Annotated in this window: 25 protein-coding genes and 9 pseudogenes; 16 read left to right on the top strand and 18 right to left on the bottom strand. The window is 65.5% G+C overall.

Annotated features, from left to right (window positions below; translation table 11 throughout):
* Window positions 1-4: 4 nt before the first annotated feature.
* The 16 genes and pseudogenes from NW75_RS09005 to flgB form a co-directional block, all read right to left on the bottom strand.
* Window positions 5-718: a hypothetical protein gene (locus NW75_RS09005; RefSeq protein ID WP_231565074.1), complete on the bottom strand. Its 714-nt coding sequence runs from the start codon at window positions 716-718 to the stop codon at window positions 5-7.
* Complete coding sequence (locus NW75_RS09010; RefSeq protein ID WP_033964841.1) at window positions 715-1,623, bottom strand: flagellar motor protein MotB; 909 nt, start codon at window positions 1,621-1,623, stop codon at window positions 715-717. Before NW75_RS09010 ends, NW75_RS09005 begins: the two co-directional genes overlap by 4 nt.
* Before the next feature lie 52 nt (window positions 1,624-1,675).
* Window positions 1,676-2,538 (bottom strand): annotated as a pseudogene (gene motA, locus NW75_RS09015) (flagellar motor stator protein MotA).
* Between the two features lie 128 nt (window positions 2,539-2,666).
* Entirely contained in the window at window positions 2,667-3,047 is a 381-nt protein-coding gene (locus NW75_RS26220) for a flagellin (protein WP_231565075.1), read from the bottom strand.
* Window positions 3,048-3,145: 98 nt separating this feature from the next.
* Window positions 3,146-3,586: pseudogene (locus NW75_RS26225) on the bottom strand (flagellin N-terminal helical domain-containing protein); the annotation flags it as partial.
* 8 nt (window positions 3,587-3,594) lie between these two features.
* Window positions 3,595-4,941 (bottom strand): flagellar hook-associated protein FlgK, encoded by a 1,347-nt coding sequence (flgK, locus tag NW75_RS09025; protein WP_033964842.1) that lies wholly within the window; start codon window positions 4,939-4,941, stop codon window positions 3,595-3,597.
* Complete coding sequence (locus tag NW75_RS09030) at window positions 4,938-5,282, bottom strand: rod-binding protein (RefSeq protein ID WP_033964843.1); 345 nt, start codon at window positions 5,280-5,282, stop codon at window positions 4,938-4,940. Before NW75_RS09030 ends, flgK begins: the two co-directional genes overlap by 4 nt.
* Window positions 5,279-6,374 (bottom strand): annotated as a pseudogene (locus tag NW75_RS09035) (flagellar basal body P-ring protein FlgI). The gene NW75_RS09030 and the pseudogene NW75_RS09035 overlap by 4 nt, the downstream one beginning before the upstream one ends.
* A gap of 11 nt (window positions 6,375-6,385) precedes the next feature.
* Window positions 6,386-7,069: a flagellar basal body L-ring protein FlgH gene (locus NW75_RS09040; RefSeq protein WP_033964867.1), complete on the bottom strand. Its 684-nt coding sequence runs from the start codon at window positions 7,067-7,069 to the stop codon at window positions 6,386-6,388.
* 11 nt (window positions 7,070-7,080) lie between these two features.
* Window positions 7,081-7,869, bottom strand: a complete 789-nt coding sequence (flgG, locus tag NW75_RS09045) for a flagellar basal-body rod protein FlgG (RefSeq protein ID WP_029622597.1) — start codon at window positions 7,867-7,869, stop codon at window positions 7,081-7,083.
* A 12-nt stretch (window positions 7,870-7,881) separates the two neighbouring features.
* A pseudogene (flgF, locus tag NW75_RS09050) lies at window positions 7,882-8,625 on the bottom strand (flagellar basal-body rod protein FlgF).
* A gap of 23 nt (window positions 8,626-8,648) precedes the next feature.
* Window positions 8,649-9,896: a flagellar hook protein FlgE gene (locus tag NW75_RS09055; protein ID WP_033964845.1), complete on the bottom strand. Its 1,248-nt coding sequence runs from the start codon at window positions 9,894-9,896 to the stop codon at window positions 8,649-8,651.
* Between the two features lie 33 nt (window positions 9,897-9,929).
* Entirely contained in the window at window positions 9,930-10,226 is a 297-nt protein-coding gene (locus NW75_RS26230; protein ID WP_231565076.1) for a FlgD immunoglobulin-like domain containing protein, read from the bottom strand.
* A complete protein-coding gene (locus NW75_RS26235; protein WP_231565077.1) occupies window positions 10,223-10,615 on the bottom strand; it encodes a flagellar hook assembly protein FlgD in 393 nt (130 codons plus the stop codon). The genes NW75_RS26230 and NW75_RS26235 overlap by 4 nt, the downstream gene beginning before the upstream one ends.
* Window positions 10,616-10,618: 3 nt before the next feature.
* Window positions 10,619-11,029, bottom strand: coding sequence for a flagellar basal body rod protein FlgC (flgC, locus tag NW75_RS09065; RefSeq protein WP_010405294.1), 411 nt, complete (start codon window positions 11,027-11,029; stop codon window positions 10,619-10,621).
* Window positions 11,030-11,031: 2 nt separating this feature from the next.
* A pseudogene (gene flgB, locus NW75_RS23705) lies at window positions 11,032-11,389 on the bottom strand (flagellar basal body rod protein FlgB).
* Between the two features lie 235 nt (window positions 11,390-11,624).
* On the opposite strand from flgB, the gene NW75_RS09070 reads away from it, so the two are divergent.
* From NW75_RS09070 to NW75_RS09105, 8 genes and pseudogenes are all read left to right on the top strand, one after another.
* The gene (locus tag NW75_RS09070) at window positions 11,625-12,278 is read left to right on the top strand and encodes a motility protein A (RefSeq protein WP_033964847.1); all 654 of its coding nucleotides are present in this window, start codon (window positions 11,625-11,627) and stop codon (window positions 12,276-12,278) included.
* The gene (locus NW75_RS09075) at window positions 12,278-12,826 is read left to right on the top strand and encodes a flagellar motor protein MotB (protein WP_081988708.1); all 549 of its coding nucleotides are present in this window, start codon (window positions 12,278-12,280) and stop codon (window positions 12,824-12,826) included. Before NW75_RS09070 ends, NW75_RS09075 begins: the two co-directional genes overlap by 1 nt.
* A gap of 48 nt (window positions 12,827-12,874) precedes the next feature.
* Window positions 12,875-13,414, top strand: a complete 540-nt coding sequence (locus tag NW75_RS09080; protein ID WP_171010591.1) for a flagella basal body P-ring formation protein FlgA — start codon at window positions 12,875-12,877, stop codon at window positions 13,412-13,414.
* Between the two features lie 99 nt (window positions 13,415-13,513).
* On the top strand, window positions 13,514-13,801 hold the full coding sequence (locus NW75_RS09085) for a flagellar biosynthesis anti-sigma factor FlgM (protein ID WP_010405287.1): 288 nt from the start codon (window positions 13,514-13,516) through the stop codon (window positions 13,799-13,801).
* Window positions 13,798-14,154 carry a flagellar protein FlgN gene (locus tag NW75_RS09090; RefSeq protein ID WP_010405286.1) on the top strand — a complete coding sequence of 119 codons (357 nt, stop codon included), beginning with the start codon at window positions 13,798-13,800 and terminating at the stop codon, window positions 14,152-14,154. The genes NW75_RS09085 and NW75_RS09090 overlap by 4 nt, the downstream gene beginning before the upstream one ends.
* 99 nt (window positions 14,155-14,253) lie before the next feature.
* The gene (locus NW75_RS09095) at window positions 14,254-15,159 is read left to right on the top strand and encodes a flagellar biosynthesis protein FlgJ (protein WP_081988709.1); all 906 of its coding nucleotides are present in this window, start codon (window positions 14,254-14,256) and stop codon (window positions 15,157-15,159) included.
* Window positions 15,160-15,264: 105 nt separating this feature from the next.
* Window positions 15,265-17,259: pseudogene (gene flhA / locus NW75_RS09100) on the top strand (flagellar biosynthesis protein FlhA).
* Window positions 17,256-17,999, top strand: coding sequence for a sigma-70 family RNA polymerase sigma factor (locus NW75_RS09105; protein WP_033964848.1), 744 nt, complete (start codon window positions 17,256-17,258; stop codon window positions 17,997-17,999). The pseudogene flhA and the gene NW75_RS09105 overlap by 4 nt, the downstream one beginning before the upstream one ends.
* A 238-nt stretch (window positions 18,000-18,237) precedes the next feature.
* On the opposite strand, the gene NW75_RS09110 is transcribed toward NW75_RS09105, so the two are convergent.
* Window positions 18,238-19,503: a NupC/NupG family nucleoside CNT transporter gene (locus NW75_RS09110; RefSeq protein ID WP_033964849.1), complete on the bottom strand. Its 1,266-nt coding sequence runs from the start codon at window positions 19,501-19,503 to the stop codon at window positions 18,238-18,240.
* Window positions 19,504-19,652: 149 nt separating this feature from the next.
* Between NW75_RS09110 and NW75_RS09115 the strand changes: the two genes are divergently transcribed.
* The 6 genes and pseudogenes from NW75_RS09115 (at window position 19,653) to NW75_RS09140 (ending at window position 23,941) form a co-directional block, all read left to right on the top strand.
* Window positions 19,653-20,303, top strand: coding sequence for a queuosine precursor transporter (locus tag NW75_RS09115; RefSeq protein ID WP_033964851.1), 651 nt, complete (start codon window positions 19,653-19,655; stop codon window positions 20,301-20,303).
* A gap of 127 nt (window positions 20,304-20,430) precedes the next feature.
* Window positions 20,431-21,329, top strand: a pseudogene (argB, locus tag NW75_RS09120) (acetylglutamate kinase).
* Window positions 21,330-21,404: 75 nt separating this feature from the next.
* Window positions 21,405-21,707 (top strand): YggT family protein, encoded by a 303-nt coding sequence (locus tag NW75_RS09125; protein WP_033964852.1) that lies wholly within the window; start codon window positions 21,405-21,407, stop codon window positions 21,705-21,707.
* Window positions 21,708-21,737: 30 nt separating this feature from the next.
* Window positions 21,738-22,611 (top strand): annotated as a pseudogene (gene folD, locus NW75_RS09130) (bifunctional methylenetetrahydrofolate dehydrogenase/methenyltetrahydrofolate cyclohydrolase FolD).
* Window positions 22,608-23,327, top strand: coding sequence for a hypothetical protein (locus NW75_RS09135; protein WP_033964853.1), 720 nt, complete (start codon window positions 22,608-22,610; stop codon window positions 23,325-23,327). Before folD ends, NW75_RS09135 begins: the two are co-directional and overlap by 4 nt.
* On the top strand, window positions 23,324-23,941 hold the full coding sequence (locus NW75_RS09140) for a MarC family protein (protein WP_033964854.1): 618 nt from the start codon (window positions 23,324-23,326) through the stop codon (window positions 23,939-23,941). The genes NW75_RS09135 and NW75_RS09140 overlap by 4 nt, the downstream gene beginning before the upstream one ends.
* Here the strand turns inward: NW75_RS09140 and NW75_RS09145 are convergent.
* A pseudogene (locus NW75_RS09145) lies at window positions 23,928-25,708 on the bottom strand (AcrB/AcrD/AcrF family protein). The gene NW75_RS09140 and the pseudogene NW75_RS09145 sit on opposite strands and share 14 nt — an antisense overlap.
* A gap of 62 nt (window positions 25,709-25,770) precedes the next feature.
* Here NW75_RS09145 and NW75_RS09150 point away from each other — a divergent pair.
* Together NW75_RS09150 and NW75_RS09155 are read left to right on the top strand one after the other, a co-directional pair.
* Window positions 25,771-26,199, top strand: a complete 429-nt coding sequence (locus NW75_RS09150; protein WP_231565078.1) for a GtrA family protein — start codon at window positions 25,771-25,773, stop codon at window positions 26,197-26,199.
* 17 nt (window positions 26,200-26,216) lie between these two features.
* Window positions 26,217-26,945 carry a class I SAM-dependent methyltransferase gene (locus tag NW75_RS09155; RefSeq protein WP_033964856.1) on the top strand — a complete coding sequence of 243 codons (729 nt, stop codon included), beginning with the start codon at window positions 26,217-26,219 and terminating at the stop codon, window positions 26,943-26,945.
* The last annotated feature ends 3 nt before the right edge of the window (window positions 26,946-26,948 follow it).

A 26,948-nucleotide genomic window follows, 5' to 3' on the forward strand; every position in this document is an offset into this window, starting at 1 on the left:
TGGCTCAAAGCGAGCAGCCCGGCCGCAGCCCCAGCGCGAGCGCGCCGCGCCAGCCGGGTCGACGGTCGATCCAGGCCAGTGCCAGCGCCAGGATCAGCAGCCCGCACAGCCCCTCCTTTTGTGCGAGCGGTGCCGAAAACAGCACGGACGGCCACATCAGATAAAGCCACGCTGCGCGTCGTCCCGCGACTGCGCGGCCGAGGCGGCGGCCCAATAAGACGATCAACCACGCCGCAGTGCCATCGATCAGTGTTCCGAGCGCCAGCACCGACGGCGTGGTAAATCCGGCAAGCGCGCCCCAGCCCGCCAGAAGGAGCGGATAGAGTGGCGGGAACAGCGCGCGCCAGGCACTGCCGAAATATGGCTCGTGGATGACCAGGCCCTGGCCCGCAAGCAGACCCTTGGCCAAATTGAGGTAGCTATTGGGGTCGCCCGTCGAGGTTCGCCCCACCGCGAACAGCGCGAAAGCGACGCGCACCACGATCAGGACGGTCGCCAATGCCGCGACCGGCAGCGGCGCGGGCGGATCGCGCAACAGGCGAAAGCCGAATCCTGCCAGGGCGATCCAGCCCAAGGCCACCACGATACTGGCGAGCGAAACGCCCCAGCGGCCGTCGAAATCGGGCAGCGCGGTCAACCCATAGAGAAGAAACACGCCGAGCGCGGCCTGCACGCCCCATTTGACGAGATTCTGGATCGGGTTTGGTCCGACGGTCACTGACCGAAGCTGGTCGCGCGGTACAGCAAGGTAATCGCGACTCGGCGATTGCGCGGATCGGTGGGGTTGCCCTTGATGATCGGTTCGCGGTCGGCGACGCCTTCGATGCGATTGAAGCGCGTTTCGCCAATGCCGCCTGCGGCCAGCCGACGCCGCGTTGCCTCGGCGCGCGCGCTCGACAGCATCCAGTTGTTCATCGCCAGCGGGTCGCCATAGCCCAGGCTGTCGGTATGGCCGCGGATCATGATCGGGTTCTCGGTGTCCTTGATCGTTTGGGCGACAAGGCCGATCAGCGCCGAGGCGCGCGGTTCAAGCTGGGTCGTGCCCAGGTCGAACATCGAATAGTCGGCATCGTCGAGCAGATCGATCCGCAAGCCGTCGCGCGTCTGGACGAAGCGGACATGGTTGGACAGCTTGGCGAGATTGGGCGTTGCCGCCATTGCGCGCGCCATCTGGCGCTTCATCGTCTCGAAATTCTTGCGATCCTCGGCGGATAGCGCTGCGCGATCCTTGAGCGTGCCCTTTTGCCCGGTGCCGACCTGTGCGCCGCCGACGGCGTCGGCCGGCACCGTCATCGAGCGCGTGCCGGTCTGCGATGCCTTATGCTGGTAATTGTCCTGGTCGGTGATCGAAGATCCGCCGAACAGGCCCATCGAGCCCGCGCTGTTTTCCTTCAGTTGCACCAGAGTGGGCGAGAAATAGTCGGCGAGCGCCTTGCGCTGCTTTTCGTTGGTTGCACCCAGCAGCCACATCAGCAGGAAGAACGCCATCATCGCGGTGACGAAATCGGCATAAGCGACCTTCCACGCGCCGCCGTGATGGCCGCCATGCCCTTCGATATAGACCTTCTTGTAGATGATCTTGGGCGGCAGGTTGGTGCCGTGCGGCGCGCGCGCGGTGGCCATTAGCGGACACCGGCCAAAGAATTTTCACGCGAAGGCGTGGACCAGACCACGCTTACCGCCCCCGCAGACCGTCGAACACCTCGGCGAAGCGGGTTGGTTCGAGTGCGCGATGCCCGAGCGGGCGGCTTCGATGACGAGCGGCTGCGGGTGGCCGTGGAGCGAGGCGATGATGATCTGCTTGACGACGTGATAGATCGCGGCGTCGGCCTCGATGACCTGCTTCAGCCGGTTGGCGAGCGGGGCGACGATGCCGTACGCCAGCAGCACGCCCATGAAGGTGCCGACCAGCGCCGACCCGATCATCGCGCCCAGGATCGCGGGCGGCTTGTCGATCGAGCCCATCGTCTTGACCACGCCGAGCACCGCCGCGACGATGCCGAGTGCGGGCAGCGCATCCGCCAGCGTCGCGATGGTCCCTTGCGGGCCTTCGACTTCGTGGTGATGCGTCTTGATCATATTGTCCATCACGTCCTCGACCGCATGGACGTCGAGCGTGCCCGACGACACCACCACCAGCCGCAATGTGTCGGCGATCAGGTTGACCAGCGTGTGGTCGGCGAGCAGGCGCGGATATTCGGCGAAGACGGCGGAGGATTGCGGATCCTCGACATGCGGTTCGAGTGCGATCGGCCCTTCGGTACGCAGCATCTTCATCAGCTTCGACACCAGGAAGATGACGTCGAGATAATCCTGCTTCTTATATTTTGGGCCCTTGAACACCTTCATCAGGCCGCCGCCCAGCGCCTTCAGCTCCTTCATCGAATTGCCGATGATCAGCGCGCCGACCGCAGCACCGCCAATGATCAGCATTTCGTGGGGAATCGCTTCCATCACCGGGCCGAGCGCCCCGCCGGTGATCGCGAAGCCGCCGAAGATCATCACGAGAAGGACGACAAGGCCGATGACGGGAAACATGAGTCGCGGGGTGCCCCTTTTTGGCCCGCCCTACAGAAGGCGTGCGGTATTTCTGAGGGTTAGCGCGGATACGTCGCCAATCGGTTAACCACGCAGGGTATTTTTGTTCGGGCGCGCTGTGCGCGCGGTCATTTCAGATAGTCGAACAGAGAAAGCTGGCCGAGCTTGGTGAAGCTCGCCTGCGTTGCCTGCAGGATCGTCATCGTCTTTTGCAGATCGACGATCGCTGTGGAAATATCGGTATCCTCAAGCGCGGTGCGGTCCACTTCGCGCGCGCCCGCGGCGTCGGTCGCCTGGGACGAGACGATATCGAGGCGGGCGGCGCGCGCACCGACCGAACCCTGCACGTCCGATACCTGGTTGAGCGCCGACTGGATCGCGGTGGCGGCGGTGCCCGATGCGGCAGTGGCGGTTGCCGTGCCACCGGCGTTGAGCGCCGAAATGTAGGTCGACAACACCGCGAAAATATCGGTGGTGCCGCCCTTGCCGTCGGAGATCCCGCCAAACACGCGCTGCGCGCTGTCGGTCGCGCGGACGTCGGTGCCGTCGCAACGGGAATCGCGGGGACTTCACCGGTTCCGTCGAACGTGACGGTCCCGTCGGCGGCCTGCGTGACCGCGCCCTTGCCCGTCGCCGCCGCGAACAGCGGCTGGCCGCGCGCATCGGTCGTTCCCGCCAAGTTCACCAGATCGTCGCGGATGCTTTGCAGCTCGGTCGCGATCGCCTTGCGATTGGCGTCGTTCAGCGTGCCGTTGGCGGCCTGGGTGGTCAGTTCGGCGGCACGCTGGAGCTGCGAGGTGACGGCGGTGAGCGTCGTGTCGGATTGCTGCAGCAACGATTTTGCGAGGCTGATATTGCTGGCATAAGCGGTGTTGTCGGCATTGGCCTGTTTGATCGCGCTGAGGCGATTATAGGCGACCACGTCCTGCGAGGGCGCGGTGATCTTCTTGCCCGTCGCGATCTGGGTGTTGAGCGTGTCCGCCTGCGCCGACAGCTTGCCGAGCTGCGATGCGCCGGTGGCGTAGAATTGGCTGGTCCCGATTTGCATGGCGGCCTCTAGTGGATATCGAGAATCGACTGCAGCGTGTCGCGCGCGACCTGGATCACCCGGCTCGATGCTTGATAGGCCTGCTGAAAGCGCAGCAGGTCGACTGCTTCGCTGTCGAGATTGACACCCGACACGGCATCGCGCGCGGCGACCGCATTGTCGCGAATGGCACTTTGCGCATCGGCGACTTGCTTGCGATTGGCCAGCGTCGATGCGTTGCTGGAAATCAACGCGGTCGTGTTGGCTTCGAACGCGCCGCTCGTGCGCAGCGTATCGAGATTGGCGAGATTGCTGTTATCGCGCACGCCCTTACCCGCCCCAGCGGCGGCGACACCGCGCGGATCGGTCAGCGACAGCGAAATGTCGGTCGGCGTGGTGCCGACCGAGAACAACGCAGCCCCGCTTTTGCCGTCGAGGTCGTTGCCCTGCGCCTGCACGGCGTTGACGCCATCGGTAAAGGCGGTGGCGATGGTGTTGAGCTTGGTGCGCGCGTCCGCGATGCGGGCCGCGCCATCGATGACACCGGCGAGCGCGCCGCCATTGGGCGTGACGGTCGAAACCGCTTGCTGCGTATGGAGCGCAAAGGACACCGTGCCATCGGTGCCGCGCGCGAACGTGACGTTGGCGGCCTGATTGGCTTCGACGAAGGTCGGCCCACCGGCATTGCCGAGTTTGACCGTTGCGCGCCCGACCGAATCGGTTGTCACCGTGATATCGGAGATGGCGCTGATCTGATCCAGGATGGCATCGCGCTGATCGGCCAATTGGGCGGCACCGTTCGACCCCGGCGTGACGCGGCCGAGCCCCTCATTCACCTTGGCGAGCGACGCGCCCAGCGTGTTGAGCGTGGCAACGGCATTGTCGGCCGTGGCATCCACATCGGCATCGAGATTGTTGAGCGCCTTGCCGGTTGCGGTGAAGCTGTTGGCGACCGAGCTGGCCTGTTCGAGCAGCGCGCTGCGCGGTGTGGTCGAGGTCGGGTCGGCGGCGACGGCCTTGGCGGCATTGAAGAACCCGGTCAGGCGGTCGCCCAATTGGTTGCCGGTGAGCGCGGTTTCGATCCGGTCGAGCCAGGCAATGCCGGTTTCGCTCCGCGCGAGGTCCGCGCTTGCATTGCGCACATCGGCCGCGCGCAGCGAATCCGCCGCGCGCGTGACCCCGGCGACCGAAACGCCCTGCCCGGTGGTCGTCGCATTGTTGGCGGTCAGGCTGTTGGCCGGGGCGATCTCGCGCAAATCGGTCGTGCGCTTGGCATAGCCGGGCGTACTCGCGTTGGAGATGTTCTCGGAGACGGTGGTCAGCGCGGTCTGATACGCGCGCACGCCACTCGCACCGATGCCGAGCAGATCACTCACGGCTGATCACCCGGGGGATCGGCCTGCAATCCCTTTTGCGATTTCGCGAGGAAATCGGTCATCGCCTTGCCGATGCCGAGCGGCGCATGCTCGGCCATGCTCTGCGCGAGTTGCGTGCTTTGCATGTCCTTGAAGGTGTCCATGCCCTTCGATCCGAACAGCGTGTCCTCGGCGAGATGCGTCGAATGCATCGCCTTTACCATCATGTTGGTGAAGACGGCTTCGAACTTCTTGCCTGCGGCTTCCAGATTGGCGCGGCTTTGCAGGCGGCTGGTGTCGACTCCGACGCCAGCCGAAATGGCGGGTGCCGCGACCGGCGTGATGGCAGGAATCTCGCTCACAAGATGATCAGCTCCGCCTTGAGCGCACCGGCTTCCTTCAACGCTTCCAGGATCGCGACCAGATCGGCGGGCGACGCCCCGATCGCATTGACCGCCTTGACCACGTCGGAGAGCTTGGGGCCGGGCTCGATCAGGAACATCGGGTGCTTTTCCTCATCGACCGCAACTGCGGACTTCTGTTCCTTGGTGGTCTGGCCCTGGCTGAACGGGGCGGGCTGGCTCGCCTTTTCGGTTTCGTCGATGCGGACGGTCAGCTTGCCATGGGTGACGGCGGCGCTGCCGACGCGCACGGTGGAGTTGATCACAACCGTGCCGGTGCGCGCATTGACGATCACCTTGGCCGAGGGTTCAGCCGAGACAACGTCGAGATTTTCGATCTCGCTCATCAGCGTCGCCCGCACATCGCCACCGATCGGCGCGCGTACCGATACCGACACAGCATCGACCGCTTGCGCGCTGCCCGCCCCTAACCGCGAATTGATCGCGGCGGCGACATTCTGCGCGGTGGTGAAATCGGCGCGGGTGAGGTTGTAGGTCAGCACCGGCGTGGTTTCGAACCCCGTCTGCACTGTACGCTCGACCGTCGCGCCTTCGGGAATGCGGCCGGCCGAGGGGATGTTGACGACGATTTGCGATCCGTCCTTGCCCTCAGCGCCCAGGCCGCCGACCGCCAGGTTGCCCTGCGCCATCGCATAGATCTGGCCATCGGCACCGAGCAGCGGCGTCAGGATCAGAGCGCCGCCGCGCAGCGACTTGGCCTTGCCCATCGAGGCGACGGTGATGTCGAGCTTCTGGCCCGGCTTGGCGAAGGGGGGGCAAATCGGCGGTGATCAGCACTACGGCGGCGTTCTTCAGGCCGGGGTTGACGTTCGAGGGGAGTTGCAGGCCGAAGCGCGAGGCGACCGCCTTCATCGACTGGATGGTATATTCGAGATTGTCGTCGCCCGTGCCGGGCAGCCCCACGACGATGCCATAACCCGTCAGCTGGTTCGACCGGATGCCCTGGAAGCCGCCGAGATCCTTGATCCGGTCGGCATAAGCGGGCGTCGCCACGGTCAGCGCGACGAGCAAGGCGATCAGGAAGCGACGCATCCGGGCAATCCTCAGAAGGGGCTAACGACGGAGAAGAACCGGCTGAGCCAGCCCTGGCGGCTGGCACGTGCGACATCGCCCTTGCCGGTATAGGCGATCTGCGCATCGGCCACGCGCGTGGACAAAACGCGGTTGTCGGCGTCGATGTCGGCGACGCGGATCAGGCCCTTGATCTGCACGAATTCATCGCCGCGATTGAGCGTGACGCGCTTTTGGCCCTGGACCAGCATCGTGCCGTTGGGGAAAACCTGGCTGACGGTGACGCTGACTTCGCCCGACAGCGTGTTCGACTGGTCGGTCGCGCCCTGGCCGGTGAAGCTGCGCGTGCCGCTTGCGCTCGCGTCGGTGCCCTTGAACAGCGACAGGGCACCGGTGGTCGGCGGCGTGATGCCGAGGCCGCCGCTCGAATCGAGTTTGGAACTCGCCGATTTGGAGGCGGCGGTGCGCTCGACCAGCACGATCGTCAGCGGATCGCCGACGCGGCGGGCGCGCGTGCCTTCGTACAATGCGGCATAGCCTTGCGAGACCTGGAAGATCGACCCGGTCGCGGCCGGTGGGGCGGCGGGCGGCGGCGGCGGGAAGGCCGCCGAGAAATCGACCGGCGGCTTCTTCTTGCCGAACAGATTCGCGTTGGCGGCGCTGGGGGCCAGCAGGGCGGCGACGATCAGGCCGATTCGGAGGGCGGATGGTTTCATCGGATTAACCATCAGATATTTTGGTTAACATATTTGAGCATTTCGTCGGTGGCCGAGATCATTTTTGAATTGACCTCATAGGCGCGCTGCGTCTCGATCATGTCGACCAGCTCCTCCACGACGTTGACGTTGGAGCCTTCGAGCTGCCCCTGGCGGATGTTGCCGCGCCCATCCTGCCCGGCCACGCCGAGATTGGCGGCACCACTGGCCGAGGTTTCGACCAGGTAATTGTCGCCCTTGTTGAGCAGCCCCCCCGCATTGGGGAAGCTGGCCACCTGGATCTGGCCGAGCTGGGTCGAGCCGGTCTGCCCCGACACGATCGCCGAGACGGTGCCATCGGTGCCGATGGTGATGCCGCTGGCATTTTCGGGGATGGTGATGCCGGGCTGCACTTGATAGCCCTCGCTGGTGACGAGCAGGCCTTCGGGCGAACGCGAGAAATTGCCGGCGCGGGTGTAGCCGAGCGTGCCGCCGGGCATCTGCACCTGGAAATAGCCGTCGCCGTCGAGCGCGAGATCGAGGCTGCCATTGGTCTGCTGAAACGACCCTTGCGTGTCGATCCGCGCGGTTCCCTGCACCCGCACGCCGGTGCCGAGGTTCAGGCCGGTGGCATATTTGGATTCGGCGGTGCTCGGTGCGCCCGGCGCGGTAACGGTCTGGTACGCCAGCGTCTCGAACGCCGCGCGATCCTTCTTGTACGCGGTCGTGTTGACGTTCGCGAGGTTGTTCGAGATGACGCGCATGCGCATGTCCTGGGCATCGATCCCAGTCCGCGCGATTTGCATGGCTGCACTACCCATGGTCTATTCCCTTCAAGACGGCAGCCGCATCACAGATGCGGCGCTTTCATCCATGTCCTTGGCCGATTTCATCAAATTGGCCTGGACTTCGTAGCTGCGCTGATTCTCGATCATATCGACCAGCGCTTGCGTCATGTTGACGTTGGACCCCTCGAGCGCACCGGTCTCGAGCTTGGCGTCAAGGTCGCTCGGCAGCACGCCGCCACCCTTGACGTGCAGCAAATTGTCGGTGCCCTTCACCGTCTCCGACCCCTTCGGGCTGGCGAGCTTCAGCGTGTCGATCACTTGCGGGTTGCGGGCGTCGCCGCCCAGCGGGACGATCGACAGCTTGCCGTCCTCGGAGATCGAAATGCTCTGCGCGGGCGGGACGGTGATCGGGCCCCCCGACCCGATCACCGGGAACCCGTCGCCGGTCTGCAGCACGCCCGAAGCGCGACCTGCAAATCGCCGCGGCGGGTATAGGCTTCGCTCCCGTCGGTCGCTTGCACCGCGAGCCAGCTTTCGCCGGTGATCGCAATGTCGAGCGACCGCCCGGTCTGCTGGATCGCGCCGGGCTTGCGATCGGCGTCGACCACTTCGGCCGAGGCCGGGGGTGCGGGTGTCGAAATCGGAGCCTTGCAGCGACAGCCGGTCGAACACGACGCGATCGGCGCGAAAGCCGGTCGTGGACGCGTTCGCCATATTGTTGGCGATCGCCGCCTGCGACGCGAGATGCGCCTTGAGGCCCGAGGCCGCCGTATAGACCAGCTTGTCCATGCTATGCTCCGATTAGGCTCCTGTCAGGCGCGCAGGTTGACGATCGTCTGCGTGATCTGGTTGCTGGTATCGAGCGCCTTGGAGTTCGCCTGGAAATTGCGCTGCGCCGCGATCAGGGCGACCAGTTCCTCGGTGATATCGACGTTCGACCCTTCGAGCGTGCCCGAGAGCAGCGAGCCGAACCCGTTTTCCTTCGCCGAGCCAAGCGACGCCTGGCCGGACACACCGCTGGCCGACCAATAGCTGTCGCCATCCTGGCGCAGGCCGGCGGGGTTGGAGAAGTTGGCGAGCGCAACCTTGCCGAGCGCGGTGGTATCGCCATTGGAATAGGTCGCGGTGACCATGCCCTCGGAATTGACGGTAACGCCGGACAGATCGCCGACCGACGAACCGTCGGAGCTGCGCGCATTGACCGAGAAAGCGGTGGAATTCTGGGTCGATCCGGAGAGATCGAACTTCAGCGTTTGCGAAACGCCGCCCGTGGTCGGCGTGAAAGCATCATAGGACACCGGCGTGGTCGGCGCGGTGATCTTGCCGCTTGCGTCGAAGGTGACCGGGGTGCCGGTCGTCGAGCCGCCAACACTGAGTTCCTTGTCGCCGACAAAGCTGTGGACGGTCCACGCGTCGGTGCCGGTGTGGACATAGTAATTGGTCAACGTGCTCGCTTTGCCCGACGAGTCATAGATCGTCGACGTCGTCGAACTGTTGTAGCTGGACGCGTTGGCCGGATCGAAGGTGGTCGTCGGGACCGAGGCGGCCGCGTAGAGGTTGACCTTCAGCGCGACATTGCCGGTCGGTGCCGGGGTTCCGCTCGTTTGCGGCAGGTTGATCGGCACCAGGCCATCGGCACCACTCGCCGTCACGTTACCCTTGGCATCGACGGGATAGCCGAGCAGCGTTGACCCTTGCGCGTCGACGATGTTGTGCGTGGTCGGATCGATCTGGAAGGCACCGTTGCGGGTATAAGCGGTGCTGGTGTTGAGGCCGCTGGTCTTCACCGCGAAGAAGCCGTCGCCGGCGACGGTGAGATCGAGTGCGGCACCCGTGGTCTTGAGGTTGCCTTCGGTGAACTGCTGCTTGTTGGCCTTCACCACCACGCCCGATCCGACGATCTTGGTCGGATCCGTCGAGATGCTCGATGCGATCACGTCGGCGAAATCGGTGCGGCTCTTCTTGAAGCCGTTGGTCGAAACGTTGGCGAGGTTGTGCGAAACGGCCGAGAGTTCGGTCTGGGCCGCCTGCAGGCCGCTGAGCGAGGTGTAGAAAGACATTGCGGTGCTCCTTGGACGATGGGGGTGAGGGGATCAGCCGACCTGGCGGACGGCGGTGATGGGGACTTGCCCGACGCCGGGCACGGTGAGGACAGGGGTGCCTGAGCTGGGCATTGAGACCGCCGCGACGGGGGCCCAGACGAGGTTGCGACTGGTAACGCTGGTGCCGTTCGCGGCAGCGGCGACCGAAACGGTGAACGGGCCGGTGCCGGCGTCGGCACCGCTCTCGGTCTTGCCATCCCAGTCATAGGACACGGTGCCGGCCTTTTGCGCGCCGAGCGACAGCGTCTTGAGCGTCTGGCCATTGGCATCCCGGATCGAGACGGTCACATTGGTCGCGTCGCATCGAGCTCCGCCGCGCCGGCCAGGCCGCCCGAGGTGCGGCCATAAGCGGTTGATCCTTCGGTCAGCACGGTCTTCCCGACATAGGACAGTGCGTCGCTGGCCGAGGTCGAGCCGAGCTTGTCCTGAATGGCCTTCAGCGTGGTGTTGATGTCGCTGATGCCCGACGTGCTGGTGATCTGCGCGAGCTGGGCGACCATCTGATTGTTATCGACCGGCGCGAAGGGGTCCTGATTCTGCAGCTGCGCGGTCATCAGCTTGAGGAAGTCCGATGTGCCAAGCGACTGCGAGCTCTTGGCCACTGCCGAACTCGTCGTGTTGGCAGTGGTGGAATTTATGCCGAGGCTGCTCAGCGTGGAATCGAAGGTCGAAGCCATGGTTTACCGTCCCATCTTGAGGGTATCGAGGATCAGCGATTTCGCGGTCTGCATGACCTCGACATTGTTTTGGTAGCTGCGCGCGGTCTCCATCATGTCGACCAGCTCGCGCGTTTCATCGACCGCCGATTCCCACACATTGCCGTCTTTGTCGGCGAGCGGATGCGACGGATCGTAGCGCTTGTTTGGGGTTTCGCCGGCCTGGACGATGCTTTCGACATTGACGGTGGCGAGCCCGGTCGCCTTGTCGAACTGGGTGCGGAACACCGGCTTGATCGTGCGATAGGCGGTGTCGGCACTGGTCGCGACGGACCCGGCATTGGCGAGGTTCGACGCGGTCGTGTTCATCCGCACGAGCTGCGCCGACATGGCGCGCCCGGCGACCTGGAAAATGGTGAGCGGCTGATCGGCCATGCTTATTCGCCTTTCAACGCGCGGGTGATTTGCCCGATGCGCCCGTTGAGGAAGGACAATGTCGTCTGATAGGCGACGGCGTTTTTCGGCAAAGGCGGTCTGTTCGGTCGACAGTTCGACGGTGTTGCCATCAAGCGACGGCTGCGACGGCACGCGATATTGCAGCGCGCCCTTGATGCTGACGTCGCCACCCGTGTTCGTCGCATTTTCCACAGCCGCAAGCGCGGTGTGGAAATCCACGTCCTGCGCTTTGAAGCCCGGCGTGGAGGCGTTCGCGATGTTCGAGGCGAGCACACCCATGCGCTGCGAGCGCACTTCGAGTGCGGCACCATGAACTCCGAAAAGGCCTTCGTTGGGCATCGCCCGTCTCCTGCGCCGGATTGCGCAACGGGGTATCAGCAAAGGCCGTGCCAAATGGGCTGGAGCGGCAGAAAAGGGCCTGCGGTACGCGTGACCGGCAAGGGCTTGCCGCCCGGCGGCAACGCGGTTGCCGGTTTTGCCTCCGGTGCGGGCGAAGACGGCGTGGATGGTTCGCATCGCTCGGCGTGTCGTCAATCCGGGGCAATCTGGCCCGCGCCTTGCAGTGTCGAGGCGGATGATAGCCTTGCTCGCCCCGTTCCTTGATCCCATCGCCTTCGCGATCGTAGGCGGCGGCACGCTTGCCGCGATGATCCTGCGTACCCCCGCGCGCGATCTGGCGAATGGCGTTGCGGCCATGCGGACCTTGGGGCGGCGGCATTTTGTTGCGGACGGGCTGCTCGACCAGATTGTCGCCTTTGGCCGGATCGCTCGCCGCCACGGCGTCATGGCGCTCGATCGTTCGGTCATCGCCGATACCGATGTCGCCGCCGCGGTCGCGCTGATCGTCGATGGCGGCGCACCGGACGACGTGGCGGATATGCTCCGCCAGCGCCGCCGCGCGCGGAGCGAACGGGCCGTGGCGGCAGCCGAGCTGTGGGCCGGGGCGGCCGATACCGCCCCTGCGATGGGCATGATCGGCACGCTCATCGGCTTGGTCGGCATGTTCGTTAAAATGCGGGATCCCAGTGCGATCGGGGCGGCGATGGCGGTCGCTTTGCTCGCCACGCTCTATGGCGCGCTGCTGGCCAATCTGGTCTTTGCGCCGATTGCGGCACGCTTGCGCCGCCACGCGCGGGATGAGGCGGTGGAGCGTTTGCGGCTCGACGCCCCGTTAATTGCGCTCGCAGCCCGCGAGGCCCCGCGCGCGGTGATGGCGGAGGTGGCATGATGTCGCCCGCCCTTGACGATGATCTTCCCGACCTCACGCCCTCACGACCGATCTGGTTGATGACACTCGCCGATCTCGCGCTGCTGCTGGTCGGATTTTTCGTATTGTTGCAGGCAAGCCAGCAGCTGGACCGTGCAGCGCTCGCGCGCGGGCTGCGCGCTGGCTTTGGCGTGCGGGATGCGGTTGCTCCGTCGTCCGTCCCGACGCCCGAGCCGATGGCGGTGTCGGCGGGGGCGATACGTGGTTTTGCGCCGGGCTCGGCAGTGCTGCCGACGGCCCCTGACGCGTTGATCGGCTGGGCCCGCGAAGCGACCCGCGACCGCCGGGTGCTGTTGCGCGTTGCCGGGGCGGTCGATGGCTCGCCTGCCGATGTTGACCCGGTCACTGGCAGCGGTGCCGTGCTGGCCGCTGACCGCGCGCGGGCGGTGGCAAGCGCGCTGCTGTTGGCGCACGCGGTTCCGGCTAACCGTATCACCATCGTCGCTGCCGCCCGCCCGGGCCAGCGCAGCGTGACCGTTTCCACCGGCTATGCGGGAGGGCGGCAATGATGTGCCGCCCGGCAACCGCGCTTTGCCGCTTTTGCAGAGGATAATGCGATGTTGCGTCATCTCCCCTTGGTGTTGATCGCCGTGGTCAGCCCGGCGGCTGCGGCACCAGCCTTTCAGGATACCGCCACGCTCGACCGCGCGGTTGCCGCCTTTGCCGGCAAGGCGATCGGCGAGGAAGGGGGCGCGCGGACCCCGGTCGACAGCCGCCTGAAGCTGGCGGCCTGCCCGATGGTTTCGATGGCGTGGCGGTCGGAGACGCATGACGCGGTGGTGGTCACGTGCACTGGGCCGCAATGGCGGTTGTTCGTGCCGATCCGCACCCCGGCCGTGGTGCCCAAGGGAGCGGCTCCGCTGGTCATCACGCCATCGGAAGCGACCCCGCTGCGGCCGGTCTATGTTATCAAGCGCGGCGACCCGGTGACGATCAGCGCCGGATCGCCGGGCTTTTCGATCACCCGGGAAGGGATTGCAGCGGGCGATGCGGTCGCCGGAGGGCGCTTTCTGGTCAAGATCGACAGCGCGCGCGCGCCGATCCAGGCGGTCGCGATCGCCAATGGCCGCGCTACACTGCCCGGTTGGACCGAATGAGTCGGCACCGTATCTGCCGATGGATAGAATAATTTCTTAAGGTCCGTCGCGATCGGTCGTTCTTCCATCATGTCAGCGGAAACCGCAAAGGTGCAGGCAATGGTGGAACCGATCGGAGCAAAGGCTGTCACGACCCAAGACCGTCTGGTCGTGCCGGTGGCAGCATCTGCGCAAACCGCAAAAGCGGCAGCGCAGCCGAGCGAGGCGGCGGCCAAGCAATTGGAACTGTCGGCGCTCGCTTTTGACTTTGGAAAGCAGGCCCCGGTCGAAAGCAAGCGGGTCGAACAGGTGCGCCAGGCCGTGCGCGACGGCAGCTATCCGCTCTTTCCCGAAACCATTGCCGATCGGATGCTCGCCCTGAAACTCTATTGGAGCCCGAAGAAATGACCTCTCCCGGTTCCTCGCGGCGGGATGCGCTGATCCGCGTCATCGAATCGCTCCATGCGGAGATTGCGGCGCTCAAGACCAATGACGTGCTCGCGCTTGAGGCGGCAACTCAGGAAAAGCTCGGCGCGATCGAAGCGATTGCGGCGTTCGGCACTGGACCCGCCAGCCCGGAATTGCGCGCGCTTGCCGATGAGGCGCATCGCCTGAACGAGACCTGCCGCATCTATGTCAACCTGATGGCGGCAAATGTTCGCCGCCGCCTGCAAACCTTGACCGGGTCTGCCGGTGTGGCGGTCGGCTCCGCCCCGGGGACGGTGTATCGCCCGGGCATGGGGATTGCGGCTTACGCCTGACCCGAGCGTGGCTTACGTCTAATTAAGGATAACTGGCACGGCTCTTGCTGGTGTTCGTCTGACTATTCGCTCGAATAGCCAGGACGCAGCCGGGGACCGATGCCTTTCAATCCACTCTCCCTTTTGAACGGTGCCGCCAGCGAGGTGAAAAGCCTCGGCGGCGGGGCGATTCGTACGGCGATCGCCAATGCCAGCCAGCGGACCGGGATCGATTTCAACTATCTGCTGGGCCAGGCGAAGCTGGAAAGCGGCCTGCGCGCCGATGCCAAAGCGGGGACGTCGAGCGCGACCGGCCTGTATCAATTCGTCGACCAAAGCTGGCTGCGCGTGGTCAAGGCGCACGGGGCCGAACATGGGCTTGGCTGGGCGGCCGATGCGATCAGCGTCACGTCGACCGGCCGCGCGACGGTTGCCGATCCCGCGACGCGCCGCGCGATCCTGGCGCTGCGCAACGATCCCGCCACGGCGTCGATGATGGCGGCCGAACATGCCAGCGATAACAAGAATGCGCTGGAAAGCGCGACCGGGCGGACGGCGACCGGCACCGATCTTTATATGGCCCACTTCCTGGGCCTTGGCGGCGCACGCTCGTTCCTGACCGCTTTGCAGACCTCCCCCGATAAAAGCGGCGCGTCGATGTTCCCCGCCGCCGCCCATGCCAATCGCAGCGTCTTCTTTGCCGCGAATGGCGAGCCACGCTCGCTTGCCGACATTTACAGCCGCTTCTCGGCCAAGCTCGACCAGAGTGCCGCCGGGGCCAGCGCGCCGGTTGCGGCGGTGTCAGGACTCGCGGCGACGCGGCTCGGGAGCTGGGGGGCGGATGTCATTCCCGGCAATGACGAAAGCTCGACCGCCGATGCGGCCGTGTGGGCGCAGTCGACGCTCGACCGGCTAAGCGGTGCGGCCGGCGGCAATGGCGCGCGCGTCGAAAGCGCCAGTTTGCTGCGTCCGACGCCTGCCAATGCCCGGCTGGCCTACATGATGCTCGCGCAGATGGGAGCGTAAGCGGTGGCGATTGCGTTGAAGTCGGGTGGCCTGAAATCCGGCGGCGTGTTGCCGCTGCTGCGTTCCGCTGCTTTGCCGGTGGCGATCCTGCTGCTGGTCGTGCTGATGGTGGTGCCGATCCCGTCGGCGCTGCTCGACGTTTTTCTTCATCATGAACATCACGATCAGCCTTGCGGTGCTGATGGTGTCGCTCAACGCGCAGAAACCGCTCGATTTCTCGGCCTTCCCGACGGTGTTGTTGTTCGCGACGCTGTTCCGCCTCAGCCTCAACGTCGCCTCGACGCGCGTCGTGCTGGTGCATGGGCATGAAGGCGAAAGTGCTGCGGGCCATGTGATCGAAGCGTTCGGCACCTTCCTGATCGGCGGCGATTATGTCGTCGGCCTGTTCGTCTTTGCGATCCTGGTGATCATCAACATGATCGTGGTGACCAAGGGCGCGGGGCGCGTGTCCGAAGTTTCGGCACGCTTCACGCTCGACGCCTTGCCCGGCAAGCAGATGGCGATCGACGCTGATCTCAACGCCGGCCTGATCACCCCGGAAGAAGCCAAAGTGCGCCGCGTCGAAGTGGCGACCGAGGCCGATTTCTACGGCTCGATGGACGGTTCGTCCAAATTCGTGAAGGGCGACGCGGTTGCGGGCCTGCTGATCCTGGCCGCCAACATCATCGGCGGCCTGATCCTGGGGCCAGTCAGCCACGGCATGACGATCTCGGCGGCGGCGCATAATTATGTGCTGCTGGCGATCGGCGACGCGCTGGTCGCGCAGATCCCGTCGCTGATGCTGTCGATCGCGGCGGCGGCGATCGTGACGCGCGTTACCTCGAGCATGGATCTGGCGGGCCAGATCGGCAGCCAGTTCGGATCGGCGCGGACGTGGACGCCGGTTGCGATCATCCTCGCCTTGCTGGGGATGATGCCGGGGATGCCGCACCTCGTTATCCTGCCCGCCGCCGCGCTGGCTGGCTTTGCCGCCTGGAAGATGCGCCAGGCCGCCAACCGCCCGGCCCTGTGGAAACCGTGCCTGCAGAGCCAGTCGACCATTCCAAGATCGGCTGGGACGAAGTCGCCGACACGATGCAGGTGAATCTCGACATCGGTTATGGCCTGGTGCCGCTGGTCGACGAGCGCCGCGGTGCGCCGCTGATGGGGCGGATCACCGGGGTGCGGCGGCAGCTGTCCAAGGAAATGGGCTTCGTCATCCCGCAGGTGCGGGTGCGCGACGACATCAATCTGTCGCCCTACGCCTATCGCATCATCGTCGGCGGCGTGGTCGTTGGCGAGGACAGCGTTTCGCCCGAGGAAATGCTGGCGCTCGATACCGGGCAGGCGGTTGGCGGCCTGATGGGCAAGCGCGCCAAGGACCCGACCTTCGGGCTAGATGCGGTGTGGATCGCGCCGGGCGATGCCGATGCGGCAACGGGTGCGGGCTATCTCGTGGTCGATCCCGGCACCGTCATGGCGACGCATCTCAACCATCAATTGGGCGTGCATGCCGCCGAACTGCTCGGCCCCGATGAAGTGCAGGCGCTGCTCGACGGCCTCAAGGAGCGCGCCGCCAACCTCGTTGCGTCGCTGTCGCCCAACCCGCTGCCGCTGACCACGCTGACGCAAGTGCTGCGCGGGCTGCTGGCCGAGAATATCCCGCTCAAGGAATTCCGCCGCATCGCCGCCGCGATCGCGGTCGCCGCGCAGAAGACGCTCGACGCCGACGAGATCATCGAGGCGATCCGCCCTGCTCTCGGCGGCTTGATCATCGGCAAACTGTGCGGCGTACGCGAGCCGCTGCGCGTGATGACGCTGGAGGGCGGGCTGGAAGGCCTGCTCGGCCAGGCAATGCGCAGCGATCCGTCGCGCCGCCACACGATCGAGCCCGATCTCGGCCGCCGCATCGTCGACGCGCTGCAACGCGCCGCGCAACCCTTTGTCGATGAGGCCAAGCCGTTCGCGCTCGTCGTCCAGCCCGCAATCCGCGTGGCGATCCGCAAACTCGTCAAAACCTGTCTGCCCGACATTCCGGTGATGAGCTTCTTCGAAGTCCCCGAGGACAAATCGGTCGAAGTCGTCGCCGTAATCGGTGCCCCTGGAGCTCTGCCCGCATGACCGCGCAGCCCGATTTCGCGACCTTCACCGAGGCGATGCCGCTGGTCTATCGCCGGTCCGGCGCGCCTGACCTGTCGCTGCTGGCGAAGAAGCACTTGCCATTGGTGCGGCGGATCGCGTGGCACGTGCATGGCAGCATGTCGTCCGCGATCGAAGTCGAGGATCTGGTGCAGATCGGGCTTGTCGCCTTGGTGGAAGCGGCCAGCGCTTTCGAGGAGCGCGGGCAAGTCACCTTCGAGCAATATCTGGTCACGCGCGTGCGCGGATCGATGATCGACGCGCTGCGCCGCAGTGCCACGATCACGCGCGGCGCGATGCAGCGCAAACGTCTTTATGCCGAGACGGTCGCTGCAATGACCACCGAACTCGGCCACGCGCCCGAGGAAGCGCAGGTCGCCGCCCGGCTGGGGGTGACGCCGGACAAGCTGCGGCTGGACTATGCCAATGCGCAGCCGGTGCGCTTCGAGCCGATCGAGGATGTCTATTCGGACGAGGGGCCGTGGTTCGCCAGCGACGAACCCGACGCCTTCGCACAGCTATCCGAGGGCGAGGAGCGCGACACGCTGATCGCCGCGATCGCCAGTTTGCCCGAGCGCGAAATGCTGGTGGTGCAGCTCTATTATGTCGAGGAAATGAACCTGGAGGAGATCGGCCAGGTGATCGGCGTTGGCGCGGCACGGGTGTGCCAGATCAAGGCCTCGGCGCACGCCAAGCTGAAAAAGGCGATGCTGCGGCGCTGAGCGCTGCGCGTATCCTTTTCACGCGAAGCGCGAAGAGAAGAAGGTTTGTTCGCGCAGAGGCGCGGAGGACGCAGAGAAGGGGGGAGTGAAGCAGCCTCCTGTGCGTCCAAATTCGCTCCGTATTCGGTCTCCCGATTGACGCCGGGCGCGCGTTCTCCGCGTCCTCCGCGCCTCTGCGCGAACCAATTCTTATCTCTTCGTCGCTGCTTCGCGCCTTCGCGTGAGAAAAAGACTCGCGCTACCCCAGCAGCAACCCCGCCAATGCCGCCGACATCAAATTCGCCAGACTCCCCGCCGCCAGCGCGCGCAGGCCGAGCTTGGCGATCATCGGGCGCTGGTTGGGGGCAAGGCTGCCGGTCGAGGCCATCTGGATCGCGATCGACGAGAAATTGGCGAAGCCGCACAAGGCAAAGGTCACCACGGCGGTGGTGTGCGGCGACAGATCCTTCATCTTGCCGAGATCGATAAAGGCGACGAATTCGTTGAGCACGATCTTCTGCCCGAACAATTGCCCGGCAATGCGGGCTTCGTTCCACGGGATGTCGAGCAGGTACATCACTGGCGCGAAGACATAGCCCAGAATGCCCTGGAAGCTGAGGTCGGGATAGCCGAACCAGCCGCCAATGCCGCCGAGCATCCCGTTGGCCAGCGCGACCAGGCCGACAAACGCCAGCACCATCGCGCCGACCGCGACCGCGATGCGCACGCCGGTCTGCGCGCCGTTGGCCGCCGCCATGATGAGGTTGGCGGCGCGTTCTTCCTCCAGCGCCTGTTCGGCGACGTGGAGCACGGCTTCTTCGGGATCGTCCCCCAATGGCAATTCGCCGACGGGGGTCAGCGAGACATCGGGCATGATGATCTTGGCCATCAACAGCCCGCCCGGTGCCGACATGAACGATGCGGCGAGCAGATAAGGCAGCGCCCCCTGGCCGAGGAAGGTCGCGTAAGCGAGCAGGATCGTGCCGGCCACGCCCGACATGCCGACCGTCATCACCGCGAACAATTGCGGCGGGGTGAGGCTGGCGAGATAGGGGCGGATCACCAGCGGCGATTCGCTCTGGCCGACGAAGATGTTGGCGGCGGCGCACAGCGCCTCGACCTTGGACACGCCGATCACCGTCTCGATCGCACCGCCGACCCAGCGGATGACGAACTGCATGATGCCGAGGTGATAGAGGATCGAGACCAAGGCCGCGAAGAAGATGATCACCGGCAGCGCCGAAAAGACGAACGCGCTGCCGAAGGTGGGGTCGCTGGCAAGGCCGCCGAAAATCGTCATCGTGCCCGCCTTGGCATAGCCGAGCAGCGCCCAGACGCCGCGCGACATGCCCTCAATCACGTGGCGGCCGACGTCGCTGCGCAGCACGATGAACGCGATCGTCACTTGCAGCGCGAACGCCGCCCCGACGACGCGCAGCCGGATCGCGCGCTTGTTGTTCGACAGCAGGAAGGCGAGTCCCAGGATGACGAGGATGCCTATGATGCCGACCGGAAAAGTACCCACATGTCCCCCGCAGTAACGCCCAGGCCGCCGCAATCGGCGCGCACGGCGGCCCACCATACACGTGGGTTTCGTGAGCGATAGGGGTTTGCGGTGGCTCGGCTCGCGTCGCGTGCTTTGACCTGGCGGCGAAACCGGCTAGCGTCGCTGCGATGAACACCCCTGCTCCCACCGCGGTTGGCGGCATTCCGCGCTCGCTTTTCGTTTTCTCGATCCTGTACGGCGGCATGGTCTGCATGGCGGGCGTGCTCGGCGTCAAACAGGTCGCGCTGGGGCCGCTTGCGGTCGAGGCGGGGATCTTCGGCTTCCTGATCCTGGTCGTGCTGTCGAGCGCGGTGGCCGAATTGCACGGGCAAAAGACCGCGACCGCGCTGGTGCGCTTCGGGTTCGTGCCGCTGATCGTGTCGGCGCTGCTGATTCAGCTGGTGCTGGCGCTGCCCAATGATTCGGGCATGTACCCGCCCGCCGTCGCCGCCTTTCCGATTGTCGTCGGACAGGGGCTGCGGATGATGGTTGCGGGATTCATCTCCTATGGCACATCGCAGACGCTCAACGTCTTCATCTTCGACAAGTTGAAGGGACAAGAGGGGCGCGGGCGGCTGGTGTGGTTCCGCGGGATGGTGGCGAGCGTCGTCAGCCAGATCGTCGACACCGTGCTGTTCATCTCGATCTCTTTTTATGGCGAACGCCCGATCGTCGAACTAATGGCGGGCCAGATGCTGACCAAAGTGGTGCTGTCGATCGTGCTGGTGCCGTTCCTGATCACCGGCTTCGTCGCCTTGGGGAAGCGGCTCGACCGCTGAGATTCGTGTCCTGCGCCATGCGCGCTGTTGCGCGGCTGGCGTCGGGAGGGCATGGAGCGCCGCGACTGCCCGACAGGCCCTCCCCCAACCCCTCCCGCGAGCGGGAGGGGAGCAGAAGGTTCCCGCCATGACCGATCATTCCCCCGCCCCCGAATTGCTCGCCAAGGCCGAGACGCTGGTCGAGGCGCTGCCGTATATGCAGCGTTACGCCGGCAAGACCTTTGTCGTGAAATATGGCGGCATGCGATGGGCGACCCCGAACTCGCGCGCGATTTCGCCGAGGACGTGGTGCTGATGAAGGCGGTCGGCATCAACCCGGTGGTGGTGCATGGCGGTGGCCCGCAGATCGGCGCGATGCTCAAGCGGCTGGGGGTTGAATCGCGCTTCGTCGATGGCTTGCGCGTGACCGATGCCGAGACCGCGCACATTGCCGAAATGGTGCTGGCAGGATCGATCAACAAGGAAATCGTCGGCTGGATCGGCCAGGCGGGCGGGCGCGCGGTCGGCATTTCGGGCAAGGATGCGGGCTTCGTCACCGCTGCCAAGGTCGGACGCGATACGCCCGACACCTTGCAGGGGATCGAACGCCATGTCGATCTGGGCTTTGTCGGCGAGCCGGTCGGGGTTGACCGGCGCATCATCGATACGCTGTCGCAGGCCGGGATCATCCCGGTGGTTGCGCCGATCGCGATCGGGGCCGACGGGCACACCTATAACATCAACGCCGATACGATGGCGGGCGCGATCGCGGCAGCGCTGGGCGCGGAACGCCTGTTCATGCTGACCGATGTGGTGGGCGTGCTCGACAAGAATGGCGAACTGGTGACCGATCTCGACCCCGCGGGCGTCGCGGCACTCCGCGCCGATGGCACGATCAAGGGGGGCATGATCCCCAAGCTCGAAACCTGCGTCCATGCGGTCGAGGGCGGGGTGGACGCCGCCGTCATTCTCGACGGGCGCGTGCCGCATGCGATGCTGCTGGAAATCTTCACCCGGCGCGGGGCGGGCACGCTGGTGCGGCGCTAAGCACCGTTCGTCGCCAGGGGTGGTCGCATCGGCGCGATCGCGCTAGAATAGGCCCACCAACGTCGGAGACGCTTTTTGCATACGATCATCCAACTCTTGCAGGTCCTGATCGACGCGGTGACGCTGATCGTGCTGGTGCAGGTCATCCTGTCGCTGCTGGTGTCGTTCAATGTGATCAACACCTATAACGAGTTCATTCGGGCGATTTATACCGGGCTCAATCGCGGGACCGACCCGCTGTACCGTCCGCTGCGCCGCGTGCTGCCCGATTTCGGGGCGCTCGATCTGGCGCCGTTCGCCGTGCTGCTGATCCTGCGGCTGATCAGCATCGTGCTGGTCAACCTCGATGCGCATCTGCTCCTCGGAGCCCCGCTCTAAACTGCCCGTTCCAAACCGAAAGTTCCTGGCATGACCGCCGCGTTGATTGATGGAAAAGCCTTTGCGGCGGGCTTGCGCGCGCGCATTGCCACGCGGGTCGCGGCGTTCGTGGGCCAGGCCGGGCGCGCGCCGGGGCTGGCGGTGGTGCTGGTCGGGGGAAGATCCGGCCTCGGCGGTTTACGTCCGCAATAAGGGCAAGGCGACGCGTGAGGCCGGGATGGTCAGCGTCGAGCATCGCCTGCCTGCGGATGTGCCGCAGGACGCGCTGCTCGATCTGGTCGATGCGCTCAACGCCGATCCCGCGATCGACGGCATCCTCGTGCAATTGCCGCTGCCGGGGCATATTGACGAGCGCACCGTGCTCACCCGGATCGACCCCGACAAGGATGTCGACGGCTTCCACCCGGTCAATGCCGGGCGGCTGGCGACGGGGCTGCCGGGGTTCGTGCCGTGCACGCCCTTTGGCTGCGTGATGCTGCTGAAGGATGTGCTGGGCGATCTCGCCGGGCTCGATGCGGTGGTGATCGGGCGCTCGAACATCGTCGGCAAGCCGATGGCGCAATTGCTGATCGCGGAAAGCTGCACCGTCACGGTCGCGCATTCGCGCACGCGCGATCTGTCGAGCGTGGTCAAGCGCGCCGACATCGTCGTGGCGGCGGTCGGGCGGCCCGAAATGATCAAGGGCGAATGGCTGAAACCCGGCGCGACGGTGATCGATGTCGGCATCAACCGCACCGAGGCCGGGCTCGTCGGCGATGTCGATTTCGCGGGCGCGATGAGCGTGGCGGGCGCGGTGACGCCGGTGCCGGGCGGGGTCGGCCCGATGACGATCGCCTGCCTGCTGCGCAACGCATTGCTCTCGGCCGAGCGGCGCGAAGGCGTGGTCGGCGAGGGGGAGTTGTGATCGCAGCCTTGCTGCTGGCGGCGACCGCTTCCCCAACATCCGTTCGGGCTGAGCCTGTCGAAGCCCCTGCCGCCGCGCGCGCGGAGAGGAGCCCTTCGACAGGCTCAGGGCGAACGGAGCTTGGGTCCGCCCTCGACGCCGAACGCGCCTTTGCCGCCGATGCGCAGACGCTCGGGCAATGGACCGCGTTCCGTAAATGGGCGGCGAGCGATGCGACGATGTTCGTGCCGCAGCCGGTCAATGCGCAAGTGTGGCTGAAGGACCGCACCGACCCGGCCAAGGCGATCGAGTGGTGGCCGACCGCGAGTTATGTGTCGTGCGATGGGTCACTCGCGGTCAACACCGGCGGGTGGAAGCGGCCCGACGGGTCGGTCGGCTATTTCTCCACCGTGTGGCAGCGCCAACCGGATGGCGGCTGGAAGTGGATCGTCGATGGTGGGGATGATTTGAAGGTCGGGCGGCAGCATCCCGGGGAAGCGAAGATCGTAAGTGCTTACTGCGGTAACAAGGGGAGCGTAAGAGTGGTGGCTGGCGTTATGACCATTGCCGGTCCACCGAAGCCCGGCATAAAATCAGCTATGGGTGGATCAAGAGACGATACTGTTACCTGGCTGTGGGTGGTGCGCTCCAACGGCGATCGGAGATTCATGGCGAGCTATTGGGATGGCCGCGCGATGGTTGACGCTCTCGACGACAAGATTGCTGCGCCCAAATGATCGAACTCTACATCTCCTCGCTCATCACCTTTTTCGTGGTGATCGATCCGCCCGGTTGCGCGCCGATCTATGCCGGGCTGACGGCGGGGGCGACGCCGGTGCATGCGCGGGCGATGGCGCTGCGCGCGGTGCTGGTCGCGGCGGGCATTTTGCTGGTGTTCGCGTTGTTCGGCGAAGCCTTGCTGCATGGGCTGGGGATCAGCCTGGCGAGCTTTCGCATCGCGGGCGGGATCATGCTGTTCCTGATCGCGCTGGAAATGGTGTTCGAAAAGCGCACCGAACGCCGCGAGGACCGCGCCGCCAAGGTCGCCGCCGAGCCGCATGAAGACGTCTCGATCTTCCCGATGGCGATGCCGATGATCGCAGGGCCGGGGTCGATCGCCTCGGTCATGCTGCTGATGGGCCGCAATGAGGGGATCGAGCGCTCGCTTGTCGTGCTCGGTGCGCTGGCGACGATCCTGCTGCTGACGCTGGTTTCCCTGCTTGCTGCGGGGCCGATCATGCGCGTGCTGGGGGCCAAGATCGAAGCGGTGATCACGCGGCTGCTCGGCGTGCTGCTGGCGGCCCTCGCCGTGCAGTTCGTGATCGACGGGATCAAGATCAGTCTGGCTTGATCCGCCACAGCCGCAGCGGCGATTTGGCAGGCAACGGCAGCGGCTCGAGCCAATCGAAGGTCTTGCGGTGGGCGAGCTGGTCGTAAAAGCCGCCGGGCGCGCGCACGCGGTAAATCGTCGATTCGGCCATGTTCGGGCAAATCAGCAACATCGTCGCACCGTGGCGCTTGGCGATCGCGCGGAAATTCTCCGGCGTGCCGGAAAAGGCGTGCTGCACGTCCAGGATCGCATCGCCATTGCGGTGATACGGCCCCGCCACCGCATTATGATGCGTGATGGTGATGATGCGCGGCCCCAGATCGACGAAGCTGAAGATCGTCTGCGCCGGATAACGGTTGAGCGGGCTCAGCGCCGTCATCGTCGGGCACGAACCGCTCGCGCGATCGATGATCTGGACGCGCTTGGTTGGCCGGTCGATCGGCAGGAAGCGGAAAGCGAGCCCGGCAAACAGCCCGGAGCCGACCAGCAGGATCACGGCAACCGTCCCGAGCACGCGCACCAGCGGCGAGCGCTGGGCTTGCAGATAGGGGATCAGCAGCCACGCCAGTGCCACTGCGCCGGGCACCGACAGCATCTGCGCGGCCGGCCCTGCGCGCGCTTGCCACAGCAGCAGCAAGGCGGCCCCGGTGACGAACAGCAAGACCGTCGCCCACGCCGCACCCAGCGCGGTGCCGCGCGCGCGCCACGTCGCGATGATCGCGCCGATCACGCCGACCACCGGCATGATCGCGACCGGGAACGCAACGCGGAACGGGTGGACATAGATTGGCCGCGCCTCGCGGATCATGTTGAGCCAGTTCTTCTGCAATTCGGGCGAGGCCTGTTCGGGGCGGCCGAGGCATTGCGGAAAGACCAAAGCGAAGCCGATCACGATCACCGCGCCCGCCGCGATGGCAAGCGCGAGGCGCACCCAGCGATTGGCGGGATTGGACCAGGCCAGTGCGAACAGCAAAGCGCCCGCCATCACCATCACGCTCAGCCATACTGGCGTCAGCGCGTCGCAGCGCAGCGCGGCGTTGCCGTAAGAGGCGAACAGCGCATAGCCGATTCCGCTCCCGGCCCCCAGGCACAGCGCATAGATCGACAAGCGCTGGGCTTCGGCGCGATCCCAGATCCAGCGCAGCGCGAGGATCGCACCAGCGATGGCGGCATAAGGCAGCATCTCCAGCCCGATCGCGAGCGACACCGCGCTCGCCAAGCCGACGATCGCACCGCCGCGTATCCCCTTTGGATCGGACAGGCCCGCCACCGTCAGGCTGAGCATGGCGAGCTGCCAGCCGTGATGATCGATGCGTTCGGGCATGTACATCAAGAGCGTCGCCGAACAGCAGAGCAGCAAGGCGATTGCGAGCGGCCAGGCATAGGGGCTGATCAGGCGCCGGACCGTGGCCCCCAGGCCAAGGATGGCGATGCTCAGCGGCAGCAGCGGGGCAATGCCGCAAGCGAGCATCTCGGCTTCGCGCGCGCCGACGAACGGACGCAGCAGCAGGATCAGCCCGGCGATCGGCAAATCGACGATCCGGCTCCAGTGAATGTCATAGCCGCCGGGCGGGTTCAGCCGATATTGACGCAGATCGTACCAGCCTGCCCGCCCAACCAGGCGCGCACCTGCATCAGCCGCATATTGTCGTCGGTGTCGCCCAGCTGCAGATAATGGATGCCGACCCAGCGATCGTGGAGGAAATAGACCGCGATACACAGCCAGGCGATCAGGCTCAGACGGATCCAATCCCGATCCACCATGCGCGTCAACGAACCAAGCTTCATCCAAACCGCTTTCCTAGACCGAGATCGCGCTCTACTGCGGCACGCGTAAAGGGCAAGCAAACGTGACGACACTCCTCCAACACGTCGATCGCTGGCGGTCGAACCCGCTGTTCGGCCAAATGGTGCGGTTCGGCATCGCCGGCGGACTGTCGACGGTGCTCTATTCGGCGGTGTACCTGCCGCTGACGCTGTATGTGTTCGAGCGGCAGCATGCGGTCTATGCCGTGCCGTTCGCGTTTGCGGTCGCGGTGACGGCGGGGTTTTTCCTGCACAGCCGCTGGAGCTTCAAAGGGCATGGCACGGGCGCGCGGGGGGCGGCGCAGCAAGTGCAGTTCGTGCTGGTGCAAGCATCGGGGATGGCGCTGAACGCGCTGATCACCTGGATCGGCACCGCCAAGCTCGGCTATCCCGGCTGGGTGCCGCTGCTGCCCGCGATCGTGCTGGCAACGGGGATGACCTTCGTGCTCAACCGCTATCTGGTGTTCAAATAAGATGGGATGCGTCGACCTTGGATAGAATCGTTTACGACCGCATGGCGGCGCATGATTCGACGCATTGGTGGTATCGCGCGCGGCGCGACATCCTGGCCGACTATCTGGCGCGCGAAGGGCATTTGCCGGCCGATGCGCGTATCCTGGAGATTGGCTGCGGCACAGGCCACAATCTGCCGATGCTTGGCGCTTTCGGCACGGTCGAGGCGATCGAGATTGATCCCGCCGCGCGTGCGATTGCCAGTGAGCGGCTGGGCAAGCCGGTTGGTGCTGCCCCCTTGCCCGAGCTGACCGGGGTCGAGCGCGGTGCCTATGATCTGATCGCGGTGCTCGATGTGGTCGAGCATATCGAAGACGATGTCGCGGCGTTGAAGGCGATGGGGGAATGCCTGAAGCCCGGCGGCAAGATTTTGATCGCGGTGCCCGCGCACCAATGGATGTGGAGCGCGCACGATGTCGTCAACCACCATCACCGCCGCTATTCCAAGGCGACGCTGGGCGCGGCGATCGGCAAGGCGGGGCTGAAGCATAATGGCCTGCGCTGGTTCAACTCGCTGCTGTTCCCGCTGGCGGTGGCGTCGCGCGTGGCGGGGCGGATTCGCGGCAAGGACGATAGCGACGATTCGCCGCCGCCCGGGCCGGTGAACGCGCTGTTCGAGGCGGTTTTCCGGCTGGAGCGTCACCTGGTCGGCCGTGTACCGCTGTCGCCGGGCGTGTCGATCGTGACGCTCGCTTCGGTGAAATAAGGG

Origin of the sequence: Sphingomonas sp. Ant H11 (genome assembly GCF_000797515.1) — a bacterium.
GTDB lineage: Bacteria > Pseudomonadota > Alphaproteobacteria > Sphingomonadales > Sphingomonadaceae > Sphingomonas.

What these genes read in the sequence shown, in the direction of transcription:
- NW75_RS09105 (WP_033964848.1), top strand. Translation starts at nt 17,256, where the DNA reads ATGACCGCGCAGCCCGATTTCGCGACCTTCACCGAGGCGATGCCGCTG.
- NW75_RS09095 (WP_081988709.1), top strand. Translation starts at nt 14,254, where the DNA reads ATGCCTTTCAATCCACTCTCCCTTTTGAACGGTGCCGCCAGCGAGGTG.
- flgC (WP_010405294.1), bottom strand. Translation starts at nt 11,029, where the DNA reads ATGGCCGATCAGCCGCTCACCATTTTCCAGGTCGCCGGGCGCGCCATG.
- NW75_RS09040 (WP_033964867.1), bottom strand. Translation starts at nt 7,069, where the DNA reads ATGAAACCATCCGCCCTCCGAATCGGCCTGATCGTCGCCGCCCTGCTG.
- NW75_RS09140 (WP_033964854.1), top strand. Translation starts at nt 23,324, where the DNA reads ATGATCGAACTCTACATCTCCTCGCTCATCACCTTTTTCGTGGTGATC.
- NW75_RS09055 (WP_033964845.1), bottom strand. Translation starts at nt 9,896, where the DNA reads ATGTCTTTCTACACCTCGCTCAGCGGCCTGCAGGCGGCCCAGACCGAA.
- NW75_RS09075 (WP_081988708.1), top strand. Translation starts at nt 12,278, where the DNA reads ATGTCGCCCGCCCTTGACGATGATCTTCCCGACCTCACGCCCTCACGA.
- NW75_RS26235 (WP_231565077.1), bottom strand. Translation starts at nt 10,615, where the DNA reads ATGGCTTCGACCTTCGATTCCACGCTGAGCAGCCTCGGCATAAATTCC.
- NW75_RS09080 (WP_171010591.1), top strand. Translation starts at nt 12,875, where the DNA reads ATGTTGCGTCATCTCCCCTTGGTGTTGATCGCCGTGGTCAGCCCGGCG.
- NW75_RS09115 (WP_033964851.1), top strand. Translation starts at nt 19,653, where the DNA reads ATGAACACCCCTGCTCCCACCGCGGTTGGCGGCATTCCGCGCTCGCTT.
- NW75_RS09090 (WP_010405286.1), top strand. Translation starts at nt 13,798, where the DNA reads ATGACCTCTCCCGGTTCCTCGCGGCGGGATGCGCTGATCCGCGTCATC.
- NW75_RS09070 (WP_033964847.1), top strand. Translation starts at nt 11,625, where the DNA reads ATGATAGCCTTGCTCGCCCCGTTCCTTGATCCCATCGCCTTCGCGATC.
- flgG (WP_029622597.1), bottom strand. Translation starts at nt 7,869, where the DNA reads ATGGGTAGTGCAGCCATGCAAATCGCGCGGACTGGGATCGATGCCCAG.
- NW75_RS09085 (WP_010405287.1), top strand. Translation starts at nt 13,514, where the DNA reads ATGGTGGAACCGATCGGAGCAAAGGCTGTCACGACCCAAGACCGTCTG.
- NW75_RS09010 (WP_033964841.1), bottom strand. Translation starts at nt 1,623, where the DNA reads ATGGCCACCGCGCGCGCGCCGCACGGCACCAACCTGCCGCCCAAGATC.